Annotated in this window: 20 protein-coding genes and 1 tRNA gene; all 21 read right to left on the reverse strand. The window is 66.7% G+C overall.

Annotation, left to right across the window (positions count from 1 at the left end):
- Positions 1-26: 26 nt before the first annotated feature.
- The gene (locus K4G53_RS02980; RefSeq protein ID WP_221384003.1) at positions 27-1259 is read right to left on the reverse strand and encodes a branched-chain amino acid ABC transporter substrate-binding protein; all 1233 of its coding nucleotides are present in this window, start codon (positions 1257-1259) and stop codon (positions 27-29) included.
- A gap of 244 nt (positions 1260-1503) precedes the next feature.
- Positions 1504-1577 (reverse strand) — tRNA-Leu (locus tag K4G53_RS02985).
- 111 nt (positions 1578-1688) lie between these two features.
- The gene (locus tag K4G53_RS02990; RefSeq protein ID WP_221384004.1) at positions 1689-3155 is read right to left on the reverse strand and encodes an NAD(P)/FAD-dependent oxidoreductase; all 1467 of its coding nucleotides are present in this window, start codon (positions 3153-3155) and stop codon (positions 1689-1691) included.
- A 59-nt stretch (positions 3156-3214) separates the two neighbouring features.
- The gene (locus K4G53_RS02995) at positions 3215-4603 is read right to left on the reverse strand and encodes a S8 family serine peptidase (protein ID WP_221384005.1); all 1389 of its coding nucleotides are present in this window, start codon (positions 4601-4603) and stop codon (positions 3215-3217) included.
- A gap of 4 nt (positions 4604-4607) precedes the next feature.
- Positions 4608-5555, reverse strand: a complete 948-nt coding sequence (locus K4G53_RS03000) for a Ppx/GppA phosphatase family protein (protein WP_221384006.1) — start codon at positions 5553-5555, stop codon at positions 4608-4610.
- Positions 5552-6223 carry a DUF501 domain-containing protein gene (locus K4G53_RS03005; protein WP_221384007.1) on the reverse strand — a complete coding sequence of 224 codons (672 nt, stop codon included), beginning with the start codon at positions 6221-6223 and terminating at the stop codon, positions 5552-5554. The genes K4G53_RS03000 and K4G53_RS03005 overlap by 4 nt, the downstream gene beginning before the upstream one ends.
- Before the next feature lie 27 nt (positions 6224-6250).
- A complete protein-coding gene (locus K4G53_RS03010) occupies positions 6251-6913 on the reverse strand; it encodes a septum formation initiator family protein (protein WP_221384008.1) in 663 nt (220 codons plus the stop codon).
- A gap of 124 nt (positions 6914-7037) precedes the next feature.
- Positions 7038-8318 (reverse strand): phosphopyruvate hydratase, encoded by a 1281-nt coding sequence (gene eno / locus K4G53_RS03015; protein ID WP_221384009.1) that lies wholly within the window; start codon positions 8316-8318, stop codon positions 7038-7040.
- Between the two features lie 118 nt (positions 8319-8436).
- Complete coding sequence (locus tag K4G53_RS03020; RefSeq protein WP_221384068.1) at positions 8437-9009, reverse strand: MazG nucleotide pyrophosphohydrolase domain-containing protein; 573 nt, start codon at positions 9007-9009, stop codon at positions 8437-8439.
- Positions 9010-9070: 61 nt separating this feature from the next.
- Entirely contained in the window at positions 9071-10204 is a 1134-nt protein-coding gene (locus K4G53_RS03025) for an adenosine deaminase (RefSeq protein ID WP_221384010.1), read from the reverse strand.
- 67 nt (positions 10205-10271) lie between these two features.
- Positions 10272-11009, reverse strand: a complete 738-nt coding sequence (locus tag K4G53_RS03030) for a DedA family protein (RefSeq protein ID WP_221384011.1) — start codon at positions 11007-11009, stop codon at positions 10272-10274.
- Between the two features lie 135 nt (positions 11010-11144).
- On the reverse strand, positions 11145-11774 hold the full coding sequence (locus K4G53_RS03035; protein WP_221384012.1) for a DedA family protein: 630 nt from the start codon (positions 11772-11774) through the stop codon (positions 11145-11147).
- A 6-nt stretch (positions 11775-11780) separates the two neighbouring features.
- Positions 11781-13097, reverse strand: a complete 1317-nt coding sequence (locus K4G53_RS03040) for a thymidine phosphorylase (protein WP_221384013.1) — start codon at positions 13095-13097, stop codon at positions 11781-11783.
- Entirely contained in the window at positions 13094-13501 is a 408-nt protein-coding gene (locus tag K4G53_RS03045) for a cytidine deaminase (RefSeq protein WP_221384014.1), read from the reverse strand. Before K4G53_RS03045 ends, K4G53_RS03040 begins: the two co-directional genes overlap by 4 nt.
- A 5-nt stretch (positions 13502-13506) precedes the next feature.
- The gene (locus K4G53_RS03050) at positions 13507-14832 is read right to left on the reverse strand and encodes an ABC transporter permease (RefSeq protein WP_221384015.1); all 1326 of its coding nucleotides are present in this window, start codon (positions 14830-14832) and stop codon (positions 13507-13509) included.
- Positions 14829-16220 carry an ABC transporter permease gene (locus K4G53_RS03055; protein ID WP_221384016.1) on the reverse strand — a complete coding sequence of 464 codons (1392 nt, stop codon included), beginning with the start codon at positions 16218-16220 and terminating at the stop codon, positions 14829-14831. Before K4G53_RS03055 ends, K4G53_RS03050 begins: the two co-directional genes overlap by 4 nt.
- The gene (locus tag K4G53_RS03060; protein ID WP_221384017.1) at positions 16213-17787 is read right to left on the reverse strand and encodes an ABC transporter ATP-binding protein; all 1575 of its coding nucleotides are present in this window, start codon (positions 17785-17787) and stop codon (positions 16213-16215) included. Before K4G53_RS03060 ends, K4G53_RS03055 begins: the two co-directional genes overlap by 8 nt.
- A 178-nt stretch (positions 17788-17965) precedes the next feature.
- Positions 17966-19036 carry a BMP family protein gene (locus K4G53_RS03065; RefSeq protein ID WP_221384069.1) on the reverse strand — a complete coding sequence of 357 codons (1071 nt, stop codon included), beginning with the start codon at positions 19034-19036 and terminating at the stop codon, positions 17966-17968.
- Positions 19037-19329: 293 nt separating this feature from the next.
- A complete protein-coding gene (locus tag K4G53_RS03070) occupies positions 19330-20346 on the reverse strand; it encodes an NADP-dependent oxidoreductase (protein ID WP_221384018.1) in 1017 nt (338 codons plus the stop codon).
- Positions 20343-20774: an organic hydroperoxide resistance protein gene (locus tag K4G53_RS03075; protein ID WP_308287803.1), complete on the reverse strand. Its 432-nt coding sequence runs from the start codon at positions 20772-20774 to the stop codon at positions 20343-20345. Before K4G53_RS03075 ends, K4G53_RS03070 begins: the two co-directional genes overlap by 4 nt.
- A 43-nt stretch (positions 20775-20817) precedes the next feature.
- A complete protein-coding gene (locus tag K4G53_RS03080) occupies positions 20818-21252 on the reverse strand; it encodes a MarR family winged helix-turn-helix transcriptional regulator (protein WP_221384019.1) in 435 nt (144 codons plus the stop codon).
- Between the last annotated feature and the right edge of the window lie 34 nt (positions 21253-21286).

Below are 21286 nucleotides of genomic sequence, written 5' to 3' on the forward strand. Positions count from 1 at the left end.
CCCACAGCCGATTCCCGCCGTTCCGGCTACTCCCCGATCGGGCCGACGGGAACGATCTTTCCGTTCTCCACCTTGTAGCCGTATACCGTTGGGGCCTGGAGCTCGCCCTTGGCATCCCACTTGTAGTGCTTGCTCAGGCCGTCCTTATCGTAGGACTTGACCCAGGAGAGCAGGTCCGCGCGGCTCTGCTTGCCCGCATCAATACCGGACAGGAGGACGGTGGCGGCGTCGTAGCCCTCGATGGAGTACGTACCGGGCTCCGCACCCTTGGAGACTTCCTTGTAGGCGGAGGCGAAATCGGGGATCAGTTCACCCGGGAGGCACGGGCAGGTGAAGTAGGCGTTGTTCGAAGCGTCGCCTGCCTGCTTGATGAACTGGTCATCCTTCACGCCGTCGGGGCCCACGAACGTGCCGGTGAAGCCCTTGCCCACAAGCTGCTGGGCAAACGGCGCACCCTCTGCGTAGTAGCCGGCGTAGTACACAGCGTCGGCCTTGGCGTTCATGATCTTGGAGATGACAGCCGAGAAATCCTTCTGGCCGGTGGTCACCTTTTCCGTGCCTGTCAAGGCGCTGCCCAGACCGCCCGAGGTGGAGGTTCCCAGGCCGATGCCGTAGTCGGAGTCGTCCTGGACCAGGTACACCTTCTTGGCCCCGATCTTGCCGGTAAGGAACTTGGCGGCTGCAGGGCCCTGGACGGCGTCGTTGCCGAGGCCCCGGAAGAAGGTGGTCCAGCCGTTCTCGGTCAGGCTCGGGTTGGTTGCAGACGGCGTGATGTGGACCAGTCCCTTCTGCTCGAAGATGTTGCCCGTGGCCTTGGATTCACCCGAGAACGGGAGGCCGATGACGCCGATGATGTCCGTCTCGCTGACCATCTGGGTGACCGGGCCGGTGGCCTTGTTCGGGTCGCCTTCGGTATCGAACTTCTTGAACTGGACTTGGCAGCCGGGGTTGGCCTTGTTGTGCTGGTCGATGGCCAACTGGACGCCGTTAAAGATGTTGACGCCGAGCTGGGCGTTGGGGCCGGTCTGTGCTCCGGCGTAGGCGATCGTGGTGCTGGCAGGGCAGGTTGCCTTGCCGTCGCCGGCCGGCTTCACCGCGCCGGACGGGACGTCCACTTTCGAGATGGCAGGGATGTTCACCTTGTTGGACGCGCCCGAGCTCTCGCCGGTGCTGGGACCCGACGGGTTGGCGCAGGCCGAAAACAGCATGCTGACTGTGGCTGCTGCCGCCAACGAGGTGAGGACTTTCTTTCGGTACATGTGTCTGCCTTCCGAAACAGGGCCATGCGATGCGTATGCGGAAACGTAGGGGCGCCTCGGCGCCCATGGTGAAACCAGGTGTTCCTGATTTAGCTTCAAGCTAGTGCATAGAGAGCAGGGAAACTAAGTGACTGAGGTCACAGCCTTATAACAGTCGTTTCCTATGTGGAATTAAATGCCGGAAGCCGCCTGCATCGCAGGCGGCTTCCGGGCGGCGGGCCCCTTGAGGGCTCCTGCCGCGATGTACCCCAGGTGGGACTCGAACCCACAACACGCGGATTTTAAGTCCGTTGCCTCTGCCAATTGGGCTACTGGGGCGCCGGGTCAATGGTACCTGTCCAAGGGGCCCGGGCTGGAAACGCCGGCGGCGGCCGGCCCCCAAAAAGGGACCGGCCGCCGTCGTACGTCTGATGGCACCTGCAGCGATGGCTACTTGGCGCTGGCAGGCACCGTTTCCTTCGGCGCAGCAGCAGCCGTTGAACCTGAGCCGCCGGCCGGGGCGGCGGCCGGGGCAGCAGCCGGCTTCGGAGCCGGGGTGGCGGCGGCCACGAAGGCACCGCGCGGGTTATCCAGGTCCAGCAGCTGGGTGGTGTCGCGTCCGGCGAAGAAGCTGATGATCCAGTTGAAGATCACGCGGAACTTGCGCTCGAAGGTAGGCATCGCCATGCCGTGGTAGCCGCGGTGTGCCAGCCAGGCGAGCGGCCCCTTGAGGCCGATGCGGCCGAGGAGGTTGATGTTGGCAACGCCCTTCCATTCACCGAATCCGGCCACGGCACCGAGGTTCTTGTGCTTGTAGTCGGCCAGCGGCTTGTCCCAGCGCGACGCCCACAGGTTCTTGGCGAGGCGCTTGGCCTGGCGAAGGGCGTGCTGGGCGTTCGGGACGCAGGTGCCGTCCGGCAGGCCCTTGCCCGTGAGGTCGGGAACGGCGGCGATGTCGCCGGCGGCCCAGGCGTTCTCCACGATGCCCTCGTCACCGGCAATGCGGAGGTCGGGCAGGACGCGGACGCGGCCGCGGGGTTCGAGCGGGAAGTCGGTGGAGCGGACCATCGGGTTGGCCTGCACGCCGGCCGTCCACACCAGGGTGTCGGCCTCGAATTCCTGCGCGGGGGTCTTGTCCGGGAGGTTGATCAGCTTGAGGGTGCCCTCTGCGCTGTCCAGGGAGGTGTTCAGGAGGACCTCGATGCCGCGGCTGCGCAGGTGCTCAACCACCCAGTCGGCCTGCTTCGCGGTGACCTCGGGCATGATGCGGCCCATGGCTTCGACCAGGACGAAGCGGACTTCCTCCTGCTTGATGCGCGGGTTGTTGCGCACGGCGGCGCGGGCGAGGTCTTCCATCTCGGTGATGCACTCGATGCCGGCGAAGCCGCCGCCGACCACCACGAAGGTGAGGGCCCGGGCGCGGGCAACGGGGTCGGTCATGGTGGAGGCAACCTCAATGCGCTCCAGGAGCTTGTTGCGCAGCGCAACGGCTTCCTCGATGGTCTTCAGGCCGATGCCCTTGTCCGCAAGCCCCTTGATGGGGAAGGTGCGGGTGATGGCGCCGGCCGCAAGGACGACGTCGAAGTAGGGAACCTCGAAGTTCTCGCCGCCGTCGGCCGGAGCCACGACAGCCGTGCGGTTGACGTGGTCAATGGAGGTGACCCGGCCCTGGATCAGTTCCGTCTGCTTGAGGTGCTGGCGGTGGGACACCACAGCGTGGCGGGCTTCGATGTTGCCGCCGGCCACCTCGGGAAGGAAGGGCTGGTAAGTCATGTAGGGCAGCGGATCGACGACAGTGACGATGCCACCGGCGTTCGCGATCTTCTTCTGCAGTTTCAGTGCTACGTACAGGCCGACGTACCCGCCGCCGACGACGAGTACCCGGGGACGGTCCTGGAGCTGTGGGGTGGTTGCCATGATTTAAGGATACAGGAGTTTGTGAAAATCTTCACTAGCCTCCGGCCCTCGTGCGTAACCTAGGGATTACGGCGGGAATCGACCCTTTCCACTACTCCCGTATCGGGGTCTTCGCGGGCGAGGGCCGGGTTCCGCGCGGCCCGGCGGAGCTGGACGGCGGCCGCTGCGATGATGGCCACGAACAGGATGGCAAAACCGATCACGACGGCGGCGCCGACGGCACTGTCCCGCTGGGAGGGAGCCTTGGCAGCGGGAACGGTTGCTTCCGGCAGCGTGGGTGCAGCGCTTGGCACCTGGGTGGGCGCGGGTTGCGGGGTTGCCGGAGCTGCGGGGTTCCCCCGCCTGTGGACGCGGATCCATTCGGCGATGGAACCCAGCGGGTTGGCTGCCACCTCGGGGACGTCGGCTTTGAGTGCGGCTTCGGCGTTGAGGATGCCGTAGCCGTACAGCGGGTCCTTGCCCGGTGCGCCGGCATCCTTAGCTGTCGAAACGATCCGGTTGATCACCTGTTCGGCAGTCATGTCCGGCCACTTGGAACGGATCAACGCGGCCACGCCGGCCACGATGGGGGTGGACCCCGAGGTTCCGGCCCATTCGGCGTAGCTGCCGCCCGGAAGGCCGCCCACCAGGTTCTCGGCAGGCGCGGCAACGCCAATGCTGATTCCCTGGGAGGACGCGTCCACGCTTGCCACGTTCTTGCGGTCCAGTCCTGCCACGGTGAGCACGCCGGGGATGGTGGCCGGAGCGCCCACCTGCGTGTTGCCGCCCACCCGGTTGCCGGCAGCGGCGACGATTACCACGTCCTTCTGCTCGGCATAGAGGAAGGCGGCGTCCCAGCTCTGCGGCCACTGGGGTGTGGTGCTGCCGAGCGATATGTTGATGACTTTGGCGCCGTTGTCCACGGCCCAGCGGACGGCTTCCGGGATTTGGTCCTGGTCGCTTTTGCCGGCGGGGTTGGGCGAGCCGAGCCAGGTGGACACGGACAGGATCTGCGCCTCCGGAGCCACCCCCATGATGCCGTCCGGCAGCGGGGCGGAGGGGCCCGGGCTGGGGCTGGGAGTGGCGTTGGCAGGCTGGTGGCCGCGGCCGGCCAGCATGGTGGCGACGAGCGTCCCGTGCTCGGGCTTGGACCCAACGCTCTTCTGCCCGTCGGGCTGGCCGGAGCCGGAGGCGTCGTAGCCGCCGCTGACCGCGCCCTTCAGGTCCGGGTGCTGGGCATCGACGCCGCTGTCGATGACCGCCACCTTGACGTTCGCGCCCTTGGACACTTCCCAGGCCTTGGTGATGCCCGAATCGGCCAGCCAGTACTCTTTGTCCCGCCATTCGTCCGCCCTGGCCTGGGGAGCGGTGAACAGGCCGGCGCACAGGCTGCAGGCAGCCAGCAGCAGGGCCAGCAGGCCGGCCCCCAGCCGGCGGAGGACCGTCGGTGCCAGTGATGTTGTCTGCATCCGGTTAGCCGATACTCAGCGCAATGCCGTCGAGGATGTCGTGCTCGCTTGCGGTGGCCGCAGTGATCCTCCCGCCGCTGAGCGCACCCACGCGTTCCAGGATCCGGCGCCACACCAGTCCCCCGGCGCCAATGACATCCACCCTTCCGGGATGCATGTAGGGCAGCGCGGCGCGTTTGTCCCGGCTCATGGTCAGCAGGTCGGTGGCGGCGGCCCGCACCTCATCAATGGGGAGTTCGGCGCCATGGATGACGTCAGGGCGGTATTCCGGCAGGCGGAGCGCGTGCGCGGTGATGGTGGTGATGGACCCGGCAACACCGACGACGGCGGTGGCGCGTTCCAGCGGCACGTCGCGTCCGGCGCGGGCAATGGCGGCGTCGACGTCCGCTTCTGCGGCGGAGATCTGTTCGGCAGTGGGAGGATCGTCCCGCAGGTGCCGTTCCGTCAGCCGCACGCAGCCAATGTCCACGGATTTTGCCGCCGTCACGCCGGCGGCGGTGCCGAGCACGAACTCGGTGCTCCCTCCGCCGAGGTCGACCACCAGCACTTCGTGGCCGTCGAGGATGGGCAGCACGCTGCTGGCCCCGGCGAAGGACAGCGCGGCTTCTTCGTCGCCGGAGATGACTTCCGGCTCCACTCCCAGCCGGTCCCTGATTCCGGCCACGAAGACGTCGCGGTTGCGGGCATCGCGGCTGGCGGAAGTTGCCACGAACCGGACCTTCGATGCGCCGTGTTCCCGGATCAGGCGGGCATAGTCGGCGGTGGCCGCGAAGGTCCGTTCCAGCGCTTCGGGCGCAAGTTCGCCGGTGGCGTCCACGCCCTGGCCCAGGCGCACGACGCGCATCTCCCGCACGACGTCGGTCAGGGCGGTGCTGCCGTTGCTGCGGTCGATGTCCGCGATCAGGAGCCGGATGGAGTTGGTGCCGCAGTCGATGGCGGCGACGCGGGTCACTCGGCCGCCTTGCCGGAGCCGGCAGGCTTCCGCACGGGAGCCGGCCTGCCAACGATGTCCGGCAGGCCCTGGGGCCCGTGCCGGCTGAGGTCCCTGGAGGGGGCCTCGCCGGTGGTGTCCCAGGCCCCGTCGCAGTAGCACTTGTCGGCGGTCCACCATTCGCTGATCAGTTCCAGCGCCCTGTCCCCCAGCGGGTTGACGCCGGTACCGGCGGCCAGGGAATGGCCCACCAGTACGTGCAGGCATTTGACGCGGGTGGGCATACCGCCGGCCGAGACGCCGTCGATTTCCGGAACCGGGCCAATGCCGGAACGCCGGCCGATCGCCTCCCGGGCGGCGAGGTATTCCTCATGGGCGGAGCGGTAGGCCGCGGCAAGGTCCACATCGGCCGCGAGCTGGTCGTTCATGTCATTCATGACGCCTGCGGCTTCCAGCCGGGAAACGGCGGAGGTGATGACAGGGTGCGTCAGGTAGAAGGTTGTGGGGAACGGCGTGCCGTTGCTGAGCCGGGGTGCCGTGGCGGCGACCAGCGGGTTGCCGCAAACACAGCGCGCCGGAATCTCCACGACATCGCGGACGGGACGCCCCAGTTGCCGGCTCAGTACTTCAAGGTCGCGTGCTGTCGGTTGGCGGGATTCGTCCCGGGCGGCTGCCGTGTTGTCTTCCACTGTCGCGGGCCGTCCTTCCTGTGCGGTTCAGTCTGTGGCCGCGCGCCTGATGGACTCCCACAGGGAATCCACCCACGGCAGATCGGCGGGGTCTTGTGCTGCTGCGCCGGTGGGGCTACTGCTTTCTCCGGCCGGCAAATCGCCGCCGAAGACCCAGTAGCCGGTTTCGCCCGGCATAACCATGTTAATGCGGTCGCGGGCCTGCTGCTTCACGTAGTTGGGGTCCTGCCAGCGGGAGACCTGTTGCCGGAGGACGTCACCTTCGGCCTGGCGTGCGGCGATATCGGCGTTCAGGGCGTCAATTTCCGCCTTCTTGTCGAAGAAGACCTTGACCGTGGGCGCGAGCATGATGGTGATGGCAATCATGACCACGGCCAGCGCCAGCATCCGCCCCGAGAAGGCCTTTGCCGGAACGGGCTGCGGCGCTTCGTCCTCGCCGGCGGGGGTACCGCCCGCGACGCTGCTCCCCTTGCCGCTTCGCTTGCCGGTGCTGCGCGCAGCCTTGGCCTGCCCCGCCGTCGGCCGGGCCGCAGCAGCACCGCGTGATTCCCCCGCGCGTTCCTTGGATTCTCCTGCCGCGCGTTCCTTGCCCGGGCCGAAGTGCGCGCGGATGACGTCGGCGCCCTCGGCGGATTCCCCGGCAGAACGGTGGGGGGCGGCCTTGGGAACTTTGGGACGGCGGGTAGCCATGACACTCCTGAAACGCAGCCTGCCTGGGCCGCCAAAAATCTGGGCTGGGACTGATGCTGCCGGAAACGACAGCGGTGGCTATGGTCTTCCAACCATAGCCACCGCTGAAGGTATTACGCGGCTACTAGCCCTTGAAACGCGGGAACGCGCTGCGGCCGGCGTAGCGTGCGGCGTCATCGAGTTCCTCTTCGATGCGCAGCAGCTGGTTGTACTTGGCGACGCGCTCGGAGCGGGCCGGGGCACCGGTCTTGATCTGGCCGGCGTTGGTGGCCACCGAGATGTCGGCGATGGTGGTGTCCTCGGTCTCGCCGGAGCGGTGCGAGGTGATGGTGGTGTAGCCGGCACGCTGGGCCAGGCTGACAGCATCCAGGGTCTCGGTCAGGGAACCGATCTGGTTGACCTTGACCAGCAGCGAGTTGGCGGTCTTGGTGTCGATGCCGCGCTGCAGGATGGAGGGGTTGGTGACGAACAGGTCGTCGCCCACCAGCTGGACCTTGTCGCCGATGGCGTCGGTGAGGGTCTTCCAGCCCTCCCAGTCGTTCTCGTCCAGCGGGTCCTCGATGGATACCAGCGGGTAGTCGGCCACGAGCTCGGCGTAGTAGGCGCTCATCTCGCTGGCGGACAGGGCCTTGCCCTCGAACTGGTAGGCGCCGTCCTTGTAGAACTCGGAGGAGGCGACGTCCAGGGCCAGGGCGATGTCCTTGCCCGGGGTGTAGCCGGCGTTCTTGATGGCTTCGGTGATGAGGTCCAGGGCTGCGCGGTTGGACGGCAGGTTCGGGGCGAAGCCGCCTTCGTCGCCGAGGCCGGTGGACAGGCCCTGTTCCTTGAGCACGGACTTGAGGTTGTGGTAGACCTCGACGCCCCAGCGCAGGCCCTCGGAGAAGGTCTCGGCGCCGATCGGGGCGATCATGAATTCCTGGATGTCGACGTCGGAGTCGGCGTGGGAGCCACCGTTGAGGATGTTCATCAGCGGGACGGGCAGGACGTGCGCGTTGGGGCCGCCGAGGTACTTGTAGAGCGGCAGGTCAGCGGAGGCTGCGGCTGCGTTGGCGACGGCCAGGGACACACCCAGGATGGCGTTGGCGCCGAGCTTGCCCTTGTTGGGGGTGCCGTCCAGGTCCAGCATGGCCTGGTCGATGCTGCGCTGGTCGGTGGCGTCGAAGCCGGTCAGGGCGGGGGCGATCTGGTCGATGACGGCGTCGACGGCCTTCTGGACACCCTTGCCGAGGTAACGGCCCTTGTCGCCGTCGCGCAGTTCAACGGCCTCGTGTTCGCCGGTGGATGCACCGGAGGGAACTGCTGCGCGGCCGATCTGGCCGTCCGAAAGCAGGACCTCGACCTCAACGGTCGGGTTGCCGCGGGAATCGAGGATTTCGCGGGCGTGGATGGCATCGATAAGCGCCATGAATTTGCTCCTTATGGGCGATTAACGGGGGGATGTGGCAGAAAAACTCGACGTACTCGTCACGGACAAGCGTAGTCGAGAGTGGTGCGGGTTACGGAAACCTGTCCAGGCCCCGGCGTCATGATGGTGCGGCATCGGACTGGTACCGGAGAATGGCGGCCCGCAGCGCGCGCTCGGCGTCCATGCCGCCGTCCCGGGCGGAACGCACGACGGCGAGCAGCAGCTCGCCGAGCTCTTCCTCGCTTCCGGGGACGGGAACCCCCGCGGGCAGCCCGAGCCCGGCGCGCTGGGCCCGGTCCAGTGACTTCTGTGCCCTGGCCAGCGCCGGGAGCGCCTGCGGGATCCCCTCGAAGGGATCTGTCCGGTGCGGTTTCTCGGCCCGTTTGACGGCATCCCACTTCTGCTCGATCTCCGCGACCGTGACTGGGAAGCTGTCCTGCAGGGTGCCGTCAGGCCGGAACACGTGCGGGTTGCGGCGGACCATCTTGGCAGCCAGGCCGCGCGCCACGTCGTCGAACGTGAAGGCACCCCGCTCCTGGGCGAGCCGGGCATGCAGCACCACTTGGAGCAGGACGTCGCCCAGCTCAGCCTGGAGTTCGGCGTCGGGGTGGCCTTCCTCGATGGTTTCGGCGACTTCGTAGGCTTCCTCGAGGAGGTACTCCACCAGGGAGGCGTGGGTCAGCGCGCCCATCCAGGGGCAGTGCTCGCGCAATTGCGCGAGGACCGCGACCAGGCGTTCGATGGGTGCCTGGTCAGCCAAGGTTGGCGTAGGAGTCGTTGATGTACTCCACCAGCGCTTCCTTTTCCTCCAGGGGCAGGAAGGAGGCCTCTGCCGCGTTCAGGGTCAGCTCCAGCAGGTCGTCGAGGTCGTAGTCGAAGGTTTCCACCAGCAGGTTGAACTCGTCCGTGAGGGTAACGCCGCTCATCAGCCGGTTGTCGGTGTTGATGGTGACGTTGAAGCCCAGCTGGTAGAGCATGTCCAGCGGGTGGCTTTCGATGCCTTCGCCGAAGCCGGCGATCGCGCCGGTCTGGAGGTTGGAAGACGGGCAGATTTCCAGCGGGATGCCGCGGTCGCGGACCCAGCTGGAGAGGTCGCCCAGGGTCACCAGACCCACGGTTTCGCCGGCCTCGTCGTCGTCGAATTCCACCATGATGTCCTCGGCGATGCGGACGCCGTGGCCCAGCCTCAGGGCGCGCCCGTCCACCAGGGCGGACTGGATGCTCTCCAGGCCTGCCGCTTCACCGGCGTGGACAGTGGCGGGGAAGTTGTGCTGGGCGAGGTAGGTGAATGCGTCCCGGAACCGGGAAGGCAGGAACCCGTCCTCTGCCCCGGCGATGTCGAAGCCAACGGCGCCCTTGTTGCGGTGGCGGACGGCGAGCTCGGCGATCTCCTGGCCGCGGTCCGCATGGCGCATGGCCGTGATGAGCTGGCCCACCTGGATCTCTCGGCCGCTCTCCCCCACAGCCTCGACGCCGGCTTCCAGGCCTTCCTGGACAGCTTCCACTGCCTCGTCGAGGGTGAGCCCCTTCTGCAGGTGCTGCTCCGGCGCCCAGCGCACTTCGCCGTACACCACGCCGTCGTCCGCCAGGTCCTCGACGAATTCCTTGGCCACCCGGAACAGGCCTTCGTGGGTCTGCATGACGGCGACGGTGTGGTCGAACGTCTCGAGGTAGCGCACCAGGGAGCCCGAGTCCGCGGACTCACGGAACCACTGCCCAAGGGCCACCGGATCCGTGGACGGGAGCGTGTGGCCGACGGCCTCAGCCAGTTCGATGATGGTGGCCGGGCGGAGTCCGCCGTCCAGGTGGTCGTGAAGGGAAACCTTGGGCAGGTTCTTCAGGTCAAAATCGATGGCAGGGGCGGCGTCAACAATAGGCTCAGTCACGTTCCCACCTTAGGGTGGGCCGGTGTCCAAAGCCAGCCGTCCAATGCCAGCCGTTCAAAGCCAGCCGCTAATTGGCCGTGGGGCCGGCCTCGGCGGCGGGCACCACCAGCGACACCGTTCCGGACCGGCCTTCCGGGCCGCCCCCGGCGGAGGAGCCGTCCGCCCATCCATCCGTGTCGGGGTCTTCGGGGACGTCATGGCGGCCCAGGCGTTTGTGCCACCAGCGCAGCAGGTGGTCAATGACAACTCCCAGCACGATGGCGAACACGACGGCGATGCCGGCGCTGAGCAGGGGGTTGTTGTGCAGCCAGGGGAACGAGCTGGCCAGCAGGCCGATGCCGATGGAGTAGCCCACCCAGGTGAGGCAGGCGGCGGCGTCAAGCACGAAGAACCTGCGGTGCGGGAAACCGGTGCTGCCCGCCACGTAGTTCACTGCCACGCGGCCCCAGGGGATGTAGCGGGCGGTGAAAATCAGCACGGCACCGCGCTTGTCCAGTTCGTACCGGGCCCAGCCAAAGACCTTCCGGACCTTGGGCCGGCGCATCCACTTCCAGCGTTCCAGGCCGATCCTGCGCCCCAGCATGAACGCCATGTTGTCGCCGCAGATGGCCCCCACGAGGGCGGTGAAGCCAAGGATCCACAGATTGGGTTCGCCGCTGTGCCGGGAAAACGCCGCGAGCGCCACGATCAGCGTTTCGCTGGGCACCACCATGGCGAAACCGTCCACGAAGAAGAACACCAACAGCACGGGGTAAATCCACCACTGGCCCGCTGCATGGAGCACGGCCTCATTAATAAACTCCACGCGGTGTTGCTCCTGTACAAAAATGACACAGCCAATGTGTCACAGCCATAGCGGAAAATCGTTCCTAAGTGTCCCATGCGGGGGGCGCAGTGCGCTACGCCTTTAGTGCCCGGAACGACGCGTTAAACGCCTTGGTCAGGTCCCTGGTTCCCGGATCCGTTCCACCACGTTGGGATTGCCGCGGAATTTGTTGATCGCCAGGTCCACCACGATGCCCAGCGCCACGGCGCAAACAATGGCAATGGCGGCGCCGAGGAGGTGGTTGTCTTCAAACCACTGGCCAAAGAAAAGTCCGATCGCGACCGAGTAGCTGGCCCACAGGGTGGCGGAGAGGACGGTCAGTCCGACGAACCGCAGATGCGGGTAGTGGGTACCGCCTGCCGTCAGGTTGACCGCCACCCTGCCGATCGGGACGAAACGGGCCACCAGGATCAGCGAGGCAGGCCGCTTCCGCAGTTCCCGGCCTGCCCAACGAAAGGCGCTCTGCATCCGCGGGCCGCGCATCCACGCCCACCTGCTGGTTCCCACGCGGCGCCCCAGCAGGTAGGCGATGTTGTCCCCCGCGAAGGCACCGCCGGCGGCCACGAGCGCCAGGATCCAGGGGTTGGGGACATCGGCGGTGGCGGCGACGGCGGCCAGGCCCACCACTACGGATTCGCTGGGGACGGGAGGGAAGAAACCGTCAATGACGCAGCAGGCCAGCACCAGGACCAGCACCCACGGCTGGCCTGCGGCGGCGAGGATGAAGTCATTGATGGCCTGCATGGGTACCTATGCTATGCGGTCGATGATGAGCTGCTGGGCGGGCCGCGACCCTTCGGGGGCGATGACCACCGCGTGTTCCAGCGCCTCCCTGGCGCGGGCGAAACGTTCCGGGGTGTCCGTCAGCAGCGTCATCAGCGGTTCGCCGGCGCGGACGACGGCCCCGGGCTTGGCGTGCATGCGGACTCCGGCCGCTGCCTGCACGGAGTCCTCCTTTCTGGCACGGCCGGCACCGAGCCGCCAGGCGGCGACGCCCACGGCGAGCGCATCAAGTTCCACGAGCACGCCGTCCGCGGGGGCGTAAACGACGTCGGATTCTTTGGCCACGGGCAGCGCGGCGTGCGGGTCGCCGCCCTGGGCCGAGATCATCCTGTTCCACACGTCCATCGCGCGGCCGTCCTTCAGTGCCGCGGCGGGATCGGCGTCATGTACCCCTGCGCAGGCGAGCATCTCTTCGGCGAGCCGGACTGTCAGTTCGACGACGTCTTCCGGGCCGCCGCCCGCCAGCACCTCCACTGATTCCTCCACCTCGATGGCATTGCCTGCCGTGAGGCCCAGCGGGGTGTCCATATTGGTGAGCAGGGCGACGGTGTTCACGCCCGCGTCCTTGCCCAGGGCCACCATGGTTTCGGCCAGCTCGCGTGCTTTGGCTTCGTCCTTCATGAAAGCGCCGCTGCCCACCTTGACGTCCAGGACCAGCGACCCGGTGCCCTCGGCGATCTTCTTGCTCATGATCGAGGAGGCGATCAGCGGGATGGCCTCCACGGTTCCGGTGACATCGCGCAGCGCGTAAAGCTTCTTGTCAGCGGGCGCCAGGCCGGCGCCGGCGGCGCAGATGACGGCACCCACCTCCTGGAGCTGGGCGAGGATTTCCTCGTTGCTGAGGTTTGCGCGCCAGCCGGGGATGGATTCCAGCTTGTCCAGGGTGCCGCCGGTGTGGCCGAGGCCCCGGCCGGACAGCTGCGGGACTGCGACGCCGAACACGGCCACCAGGGGTGCCAGCGGCAGCGTGATCTTGTCCCCCACCCCGCCGGTGGAGTGCTTGTCCGAGGTGTACTTGAGCCCGCCGTCAGGGCGGCGCAGGCTGGAGAAATCCATGCGCTCCCCGGACGCGATCATCGCAGCTGTCCAGCGGGCAATTTCCACCCGGTCCATGCCGTTGAGCAGGATGGCCATGTTGAGGGCCGCCATCTGCTCGTCCGCGATCGCTCCGCGGGTGTAGGCGTCAATGGTCCAGTCGATCTGTTCGGGGCTCAGCGTGCCTTTGTCGCGCTTGATGCGGATGATGTCCACGGCGTCGAACGCCTCGGCCTTGTTGTCGGTCACGGGGTCTCCTCCAGGTGGTCGGGGCCAAAGGCGTCGGGCAGCATCTGGTCCATGGTTTTGATGCCCTGGGTGGTCATCAGCTGCATGCCCGGCGCATGGAACTCGTACAGCAGTTGCCGGCACCGGCCACAGGGCACCAGGACGTTGCCAGCGCCGTCCACGCAGTAAAAGGCGCGCAGGAGCCCGCCGCCGGTCATGTTCAGGTTTCCCACCAGGACGCATTCGGCGCACAGGGTCAGGCCGTAGCTGGCGTTTTCCACATTGCAGCCGCTGACGATCCGGCCGTCCGCGGTGAGGGCCGCAGCCCCCACCGGGAATTTCGAGTACGGGGCGTAGGCGCTTTTCATGGCGGCGACGGCGGCTGCCTCCAGCGCCGCCCAGTCCACCTGCTGCGGGGCATCCACGGCGGTCAACCCTTCACGTAGGGAATGCCGCTTGCCGCCGGCCCCCTGGATTTGCCGACGAGTCCTGCCACGGCCAGGACTGTGACCAGGTAGGGCAGCATGGCCATGAACTGGCTGGGCACCGGGGTGCCGATGATGGTCACGATGCTCTGCAGGTTGTCCGCGAACCCGAACAGGAGCGCGGCGAAGAAGGCACCGATCGGGTTCCAGCGTCCAAAGATGAGCGCCGCGAGGGCGATGAATCCGCGGCCCCCGGAGATTTCCTTGGTGAAGCTGTCGATCGCCACCAGGGTGAAGAACGAGCCACCGATGCCGGCAACAGCGCCGCCGAGGGTGACATTCCAGAATCGGGTGAGGTTGACGTTGATGCCGAGGGTGTCCGCCGCCTGCGGGTGCTCCCCCACGGCCCGGACGCGCAGGCCCCACCGGGTCTTGAACAGGCCCACCCAAACAACGGCGACAGCGATGTACATCAGGTAGCCCACCAGCGACTGGCGGAACAGGATGGGGCCGATGACCGGGATGCCGGACAGCACCGGGATGTCGATGACGTCCAGGCCCGGCGGGGAGTTGAACTGGGCCTTGTTGGCCTGCATCACCGTGCTGAACAGGAAGCCGGTGACGCCAGAAACCAGCACGTTCAGGACCACGCCCACGATGATCTGGTTGACCAGGTATTTGATGCTGAACAGGGCCAGCACCATGGAGACGACAGCGCCGGCAGCGGCAGCGGCAACCAGGCCGATGAAGGGGTTCTTGGTCATGCTGGCCACAATGGCGGCTGTGAACGCGCCGCCCAACAGCTGCCCCTCGATGGCGATGTTGACCACGCCCACCCGTTCGCACAGGACACCGGAAAGGGACCCGAACACGAGCGGGACAGCGAGGGTGACGGACCCGGCGATCAGGCCGGCCAGCGAGATGGCCGGCGTGCGGGCCCCGCCCACCACCCAAATCAGGAACGCCGCGACGAAGAGGCTGATGAAGGTTACGGTCAGCCAGCCCGGGGCCGGGCGGTTTTTCAGCTTCAGGTAGACGGCATAGGCCGCCAGCGCCAGCAGGAGCACGGACAGCACGATGCCGCCGACGGCTGCATCGATCTCCAGGGCGGGCAGCTGGAAGAAGTCGCTTCCTGTGGAAATGCCGAAGCTGGCGGTCTTGTTGGGCGCCAGGAAGCCGAAGAACACCAGCGATACGACGGCGAACACGGCCAGCAGGACAGGCGTCTTCCAGCCCACCGGCTTGGCGGACAGCGCCGTGGCGGACGGGTCTGCGGTGGCGCCCCCGCCTTGCGGATTGCCCGGCCGGGGCGAGGAAACTGTAGTGCTCATGCTGCACCTCCGGTAGTGGCTGCCTGCTTGGACTTGGCGGTGCGCGCGGGCTTCCGGCGCCGGGGGTTGAGGCCAAACACCGCGCGTACCAGCGGCGGTGCCGCGATGAACAGGACAATCAGAGACTGGACCACCAGGACGATGTCGATCGGAGTACCGGTCTGGATCTGCATCTGGACCGCGCCGGCACGGAAGGCACCGAACAGCAGGCCGGCGGCAAAGGTGCCCCACGGCGTCGAACGTCCCAGCAACGCAACCGTGATGGCGTCGAACCCGTAGGTGGCGGCGACGCCGTCGGTAAGGACCTTCTCCGTGCCCGCCACCTGGGCCACGCCGGACATGCCGGCGAGGGCACCGGCGAGGGCCATGACGAGGATGGTTGCGCGGGGCACGTTGATCCCGGCCGTCTGGGCCGCTTTCGGGTTCGCCCCGACGGCGCGGAACTCGAAGCCCACGGTGGACCGGTTGAGGATCCACCACACCAGGAGCGTGGCACCGATAGCCAGGATGAAGCCGAGGTGCAGCCGGTATTGGGTGCCAAGGATCTGCGGGTAGACGGCGCTGGGGTCCAGGATCGGGGAGATCGGGTTCGACTCCCCCGGCCGCTGGAAGGCCGGGGTGTTCAGCAGGTAGCGCAGGAAGTAGAGCGCGATGTAGTTGAACATGATGGTGAGGATCACCTCGTGGGCGCCTGTGCGGGCCTTCAGCAGGCCCACCAGTCCGCCCCAGAGGGCGCCGCCCACGATGCCGGCGATAAGCACCAGGAGCAGGTGCAGGCCCATCGGCAGGTGGAGTGCGAAGCCCACCCAGGCTGCCAGGATGCCGGCCACGATGATCTGGCCCTGGGCGCCGATGTTGAAGAGCCCTGCCCGGAAAGCCAGTGCCACGCCAAGGCCGGCGGTGATGAGCGGCGTGGCGATGGTGAGCGTTTCCATGAAGGGGGCGAACTGCGCGGCTACCCCGTTGCCGCGGGGGTTGAACACCGACCCCTGGAAGAGCGCGATGTAGGAGCGGGTGGCTGCGTTCCACACCGCCGTGAAGAAGTCCGTTGGCCGGGCGAAGAAGTAGCTGGAGGTGGTGGCCACCTGTTTGTCGGTGCTGGCGATCAGCAGGCCGCCGATGACCAGCGCCAGGAGTACCGCCAGGACCGAGACCATTCCGCTTCCGGTGAAGATCCTGCGGAGCAGGGTGTCCGGGCCGCCGGGCAGCTTCCCGCTTTGGGCGGTTGCCGGAACCGCCGAGGGTTCCATCGCTCCGCCGGCCGTATCAACGGAGACGACGGCGGCCGTTTCCTCCTCTGCCAGGCTGGCATGGGAGGCGGTGCCATCATGTTTGTCGGCGGCGCCGGGGCCCTCTGCGGCGTGCTTGGGGGGATGCTGCTCAGGCATGGTCGGCTCCCTCGGCGTTGGTGGCGGGGGCCGGGTTGCTGCCGGCCTGTGGGGTGGGTGCGTGTTCCTCCGGCGGGATGCCCGCCATCATCAGGCCCAGGACGTCGCGGCTGGTCCCGGCGGGTACCGTGCCCACCAGCTTGCCCTTGTAGAGCACGGCGATCCGGTCTGCCAGTTCCATGACTTCGTCCAGTTCGGTGGAAATGATCATCACCGGCGTCCCCTGGTCACGCTCGGCGACAATGCGCCGGTGCAGGAACTCGATGGAGCCGACATCCACACCGCGGGTGGGCTGGGAGGCGATGAAGAGGCGCAGCGGGCGTGAGAGTTCGCGGGCCATCACCAGTTTTTGCTGGTTGCCGCCGGAGAGGGTGCCTGCCGCGGCCGCTGCGGACGGGGTGCGGACGTCGAACTCGCCGATGCGGGCCGTGGCGTTCTCCATGACCTTCGCCGGGCTCATGCTGATGCCCTTGGCGAAGGGCGGTTTGTCGTACAGATCGAGGATCAGGTTTTCGGCGACGGAGAACGTGCCCACCAGCCCGTCCACCTTGCGGTCTTCGGGGACGAACCCGACGCCGGCTTCCAGCACTTCCTTGACGGGGCGGCCCAGCAGTTCCTTTCCATCCAGGACGATCGAACCGGTCACCCGGTCCTGCAGGCCCAGGATGGCCTCGGTGAGTTCGGTCTGGCCGTTGCCCTGGACCCCCGCTACAGCGAGGATCTCGCCGCGGCGGATCTGGAAGCTGAGGTGGTCCACCACATGCTGGCCGTTGGCGGCTATGACGGTGAGGTCCCTGACTTCGAACGTTGTTTCCCGTGGCTGGGCCGGAGCCTTGTCCAGGTTCAGGCTGACGGCGCGGCCCACCATCATCGAGGCCAGTTCCGTGGTGGAAGCCGCGGGATCGGCGGTGCCCACCACCTTGCCGCGCCGGATGACGGTGATGGTGTCCGAAACTTCCTTCACCTCACGCAGCTTGTGCGAGATGAACACGATCGACGTGCCGCCGGATTTGAGCTGGCGCATGATGTCCAGGAGTTCATCGGTCTCCTGCGGCGTCAGGACGGCGGTAGGTTCGTCGAGGATCAGGACCTTGGCGTTGCGGACCAGGGCCTTGATGATTTCCACCCGCTGCTGGACCCCGACCGGAAGGTCCTCCACCAGGGCGTCGGGGTCGACGTCGAAGCCGTACTGGTCCGAAATCTCCCGGATCCGGCGCCGCGTCTGGTCCAGGTCCAGGAAACCGGCCGCTTTCGTGGGTTCGGCCCCGAGCGCAACGTTTTCCGCGACGGTGAAGACCGGCACCAGCATGAAGTGCTGGTGCACCATGCCGATGCCCGCAGCCATGGCATCGCCGGGCCCGCGGAAGGTGACGGGTTTGTCATCAAGCAGGATCTCGCCGTCGGACGGCTCATACAGCCCGTACAGCACGTTCATCAGGGTGGACTTGCCTGCCCCGTTTTCGCCGAGCAGGCAATGGATCTGTCCAGGCTCAACCACTACGTCGATGTGGTCGTTGGCCAGCAGCGTGCCGAAGCGTTTGGTGATCCCTCGAAGTTCAAGTTTCAAAACTGACGACCAATCTCGAAGCGTCCGGTGATCAACCGGACGGGATATGTGGCTGCAGCACCAGCCTAGTGGGTGCAGTCGGAGGTTGGGCCGGTCCCATGCGGTAAATGGGCGGCCAGCAAAAAGCGCCACCGGCCGGCCAGTGGGTGGGGGTCCGGCGGTGGCGCTTCCTGGCGGGTCAGACCTTCGGGCTTGCTGCGGATTCGACCTTCAGCTTGCCGTCGACGATGTCCTTCTTGATCTGCTCGAGCTCGGATTTCAGGTCTGCGGGAACCTGCGAGTCCATCCCGTGGAAGGGTGCAAGCTTCACGCCGTCGTTGGCGAGGGTGCCCACGTACGGGGTGTTGTTGAACTTGCCGTCCTTGTCCTCGGTGACCACGGTTTCCACGGCCTCGCCCATCTGCTTCATCACGGAGGAGAGCATGATGTCCTTGTAGTCCGGGGCCGTCAGGTAGCCGTCGGAGTCAACCCAGATGAGTTTGACGTCCTTGCCTGCCGCCTTGGCTTCGTTGAGCGCGGCACCCGCACCCTTGCCCACGGGCCCGGCCACGGGCATGACGATGTCGGCGCCCTGGTCCAGGAAGTTCTTTGTCAGCTGCTTGCCAACATCCTGCTTCTCGAAGTCGCCGGTGAAGCTGCCGTCCTGCGCGTCCTTGTTCCAGCCGAGCAGCTTGACGTTCTTGCCCTTCTGCTGGTTGTAGTACTTCACGCCGTCCGCGTAGCCGTCCATGAAGATGGTCACGGTGGGAATCTTGATGCCGCCGAAGGTGGCCACAGTGCCGGTCTTGGTGGTTCCTGCGGCGAGGTAGCCTGCGAGGAACGCAGCCTGGGCGGTGTCGTAGATGATGGGCTTGACGTTGCTGATCGGCTTGTCGTAACCGAAATCGATGATGGCGAAGTGCTTGTCCGGGTTGGCGGTGGCCTGCGCCTTGGTGGCGTCACCGAGCAGGAAGCCGACGGTGATGGTCAGGTTGCAGCCGGCGGTGACCATGGCCCGCAGGTTGGGCTCGAAGTCGTTGTTGGTCTTCGACTCCACCTGGTTGACCTTGATGCCCAGGTCCTTTTCGGTCTTTTTCAGGCCCTCGTAGGAGGACTGGTTGAAGGACTGGTCATCGAACCCACCGGAGTCGGAGACGATGCAGCCGGTGTAGTCGCTGGCACCCGCGGACGGGGTGCTGCCGGCTTCGGGGGCCGCACCGCAGGCGGTGAGCACAAGCGCGGACGCACCGAGGGTGGCCACACCGGCCATTGAACCGCGCTTGAAGCTGGCACGCAGTGATTTCTTCAATTTTCCTCCAGGGATGATGCGAGTGGCGCTACGGGCTGGAATTCAATGAGTGTCCATTTCGGCGCTGAAATTCTGTTTTCACTGAAGGCACGCAGCACTGCGCCGGAGCGCACTGATGGCATTACTTTAGTGGCCTGCGCCACGTCCCAATAGCACGCCGGAAGCCGTTCCCGGAGATTGTTTACAAGTTGTTACCAAGCAGTAGGGGCACCGCGAATAACGGTGCCCCTACTGTTCATGCCTGGTTGCGGTGGCTACAGCCGGACCAGCATTTTGCCGGTGTTCGCGCCATCCAGGAGGTCCATGAAGGCCTGCGGCGCTTTCTCCAGTCCGTCCACGATTGTCTCGTCGTAACGCACGGTGCCGTCAGCCAGCCAGCCGGCCATCTTCTCCGCGAACTCGGCAGCATGCTGCCGCTGCCCACCCACCAGGAAACCGCGGAGGGTGAGCTGCTTGCCGATCGCCTGCATCAGGTTGTGGGGCGCAGGAGTGGGTTCGGTGGAGTTGTACTGCGCGATGGCGCCGCACATCGCCACCCGGCCGCCCACATTGAGGACCGCCAATGCAGCCTCCAGGTGGTCTCCGCCCACGTTGTCGAAGTAGACATCGATGCCGTTGGGGCCGGCTGCCTTCTCCAGCTGCTCCACCACGGGACCGTCATGGTAGTCGAAGGCGGCGTCGAAGCCGAGCTCCAGGAGGCGTGCCACCTTGGCGGGCGAGCCGGCAGAGCCGATGACCCGCGAGGCGCCCATGGCCTTGGCGATCTGGCCCACCAGGGATCCCACGGCACCCGCGGCGCCGGACACGAAGACGGCGTCGCCGGGCTTGAATTCGGCAACCTTGAGCAGGCCGGTGTATGCCGTGAGGCCGGTCATGCCCAGGGCGCCAAGGAATGCCGAAGCAGGCGCCAGGTCCGTGCGGGCAGGGGTGGCAGCGGCTCCGTCCACAACCGCGTACTCGCGCCACCCAAGGGAATGGACGACGACGTCGCCCTCCTGGTGTGCCGACGAACGGGACGCGATTACCTCACCCACCGCGCCGCCGTCGAGCGCCTTGCCCACGGCGAAGGGGGCGGAGTAGGACTTGACGTTGTTCATCCGGCCCCGCATGTAGGGGTCCACGGACATGAAGAGGTTGTGCACCAGGATCTGGCCCTCTTCGAGCGCGGGCAGCGGAGACTCGGCCAGTTCGAAGTTGTCGCCGGTGGGGCGCCCCACGGGACGTGAGGCGAGGCGGATCTCACGGGTGGTGGTTGCAAGGGCTGTACTCATGCTGCGTACTCCAGAATCTTGAGGTCGACGTTGATGTTGCCGCGGGTGGCGTTCGAATAGGGGCAGACCTGGTGCGCCCTGGCCACGAGGTCCTCCGCGGTGGCGAGATCCAGTGCGGGGAGGGCGATTTCCAGTTCGGCGGCCAGTCCGAAGCCTGCTCCGCCGTCCAGTTGCCCCAGGTGGATCCTGGCCGCCACTGCCGAGTCCGTCAGGTCTGCGCCTGCCTTGCGGCCCACCAGGCGGAGGGCGGAGTGGAAACAGGCGGCATAGCCGGCAGCGAACAGCTGTTCGGGGTTGGTGCCCTGGCCGTTTCCGCCCAGCTCCACGGGGCTGGCCAGGTCCACTGCAAGCCTGCCGTCATTGCTGCGGGCCGTACCGTCCCGCCCTTCTCCCGAGGCCAGTGCCTCAGCGGTGTAGAGGGTCTTCACGATGGTTATCCGTCCTGTTGATGGGATGGTGCAGTAATCGGGTCTAGAGGGATTCATGCAGGGCAGCGGTCAGCTTGCCCAGCGTGTTGCGCAGTTGCTCAAGCTCGTCAAGGGAAAGCCCGGCGGCGTCGGCGAGCCGCTGCGGGATGGCAGCCGCGGGGCCGCTGAGGCTGCGTCCCGAGGGAGTGAGGTGGACGGCGACGCGGCGCTCGTCCTCCCCCGACCTCTTCCGCTCCACAAAGCCGAGGGCCTCGAGACGCTTGAGCAGGGGTGACAGGGTGCCGGAGTCCAGGCCGAGTTCATCGCCAAGTTCCTTGACGCCCCGGGGCTCGCTTTCCCAGAGCACCAGCATCACGAGGTACTGCGGGTAGGTCAGGCCGAGCTCATCCAGTACCGGGCGGTAGACCGCGGTGGCGGCCCGGGAGGCCGAGTAGAGCGCAAAACACACTTGCCGGTCGAGGCGGGGAGCATCAGTCACGCCTATAACCGTAGTACGCAATTCAATTGTGCAC

The sequence above is a fragment of the Arthrobacter sp. MAHUQ-56 genome, from assembly GCF_019710585.1.
Lineage (GTDB): Bacteria > Actinomycetota > Actinomycetes > Actinomycetales > Micrococcaceae > Arthrobacter.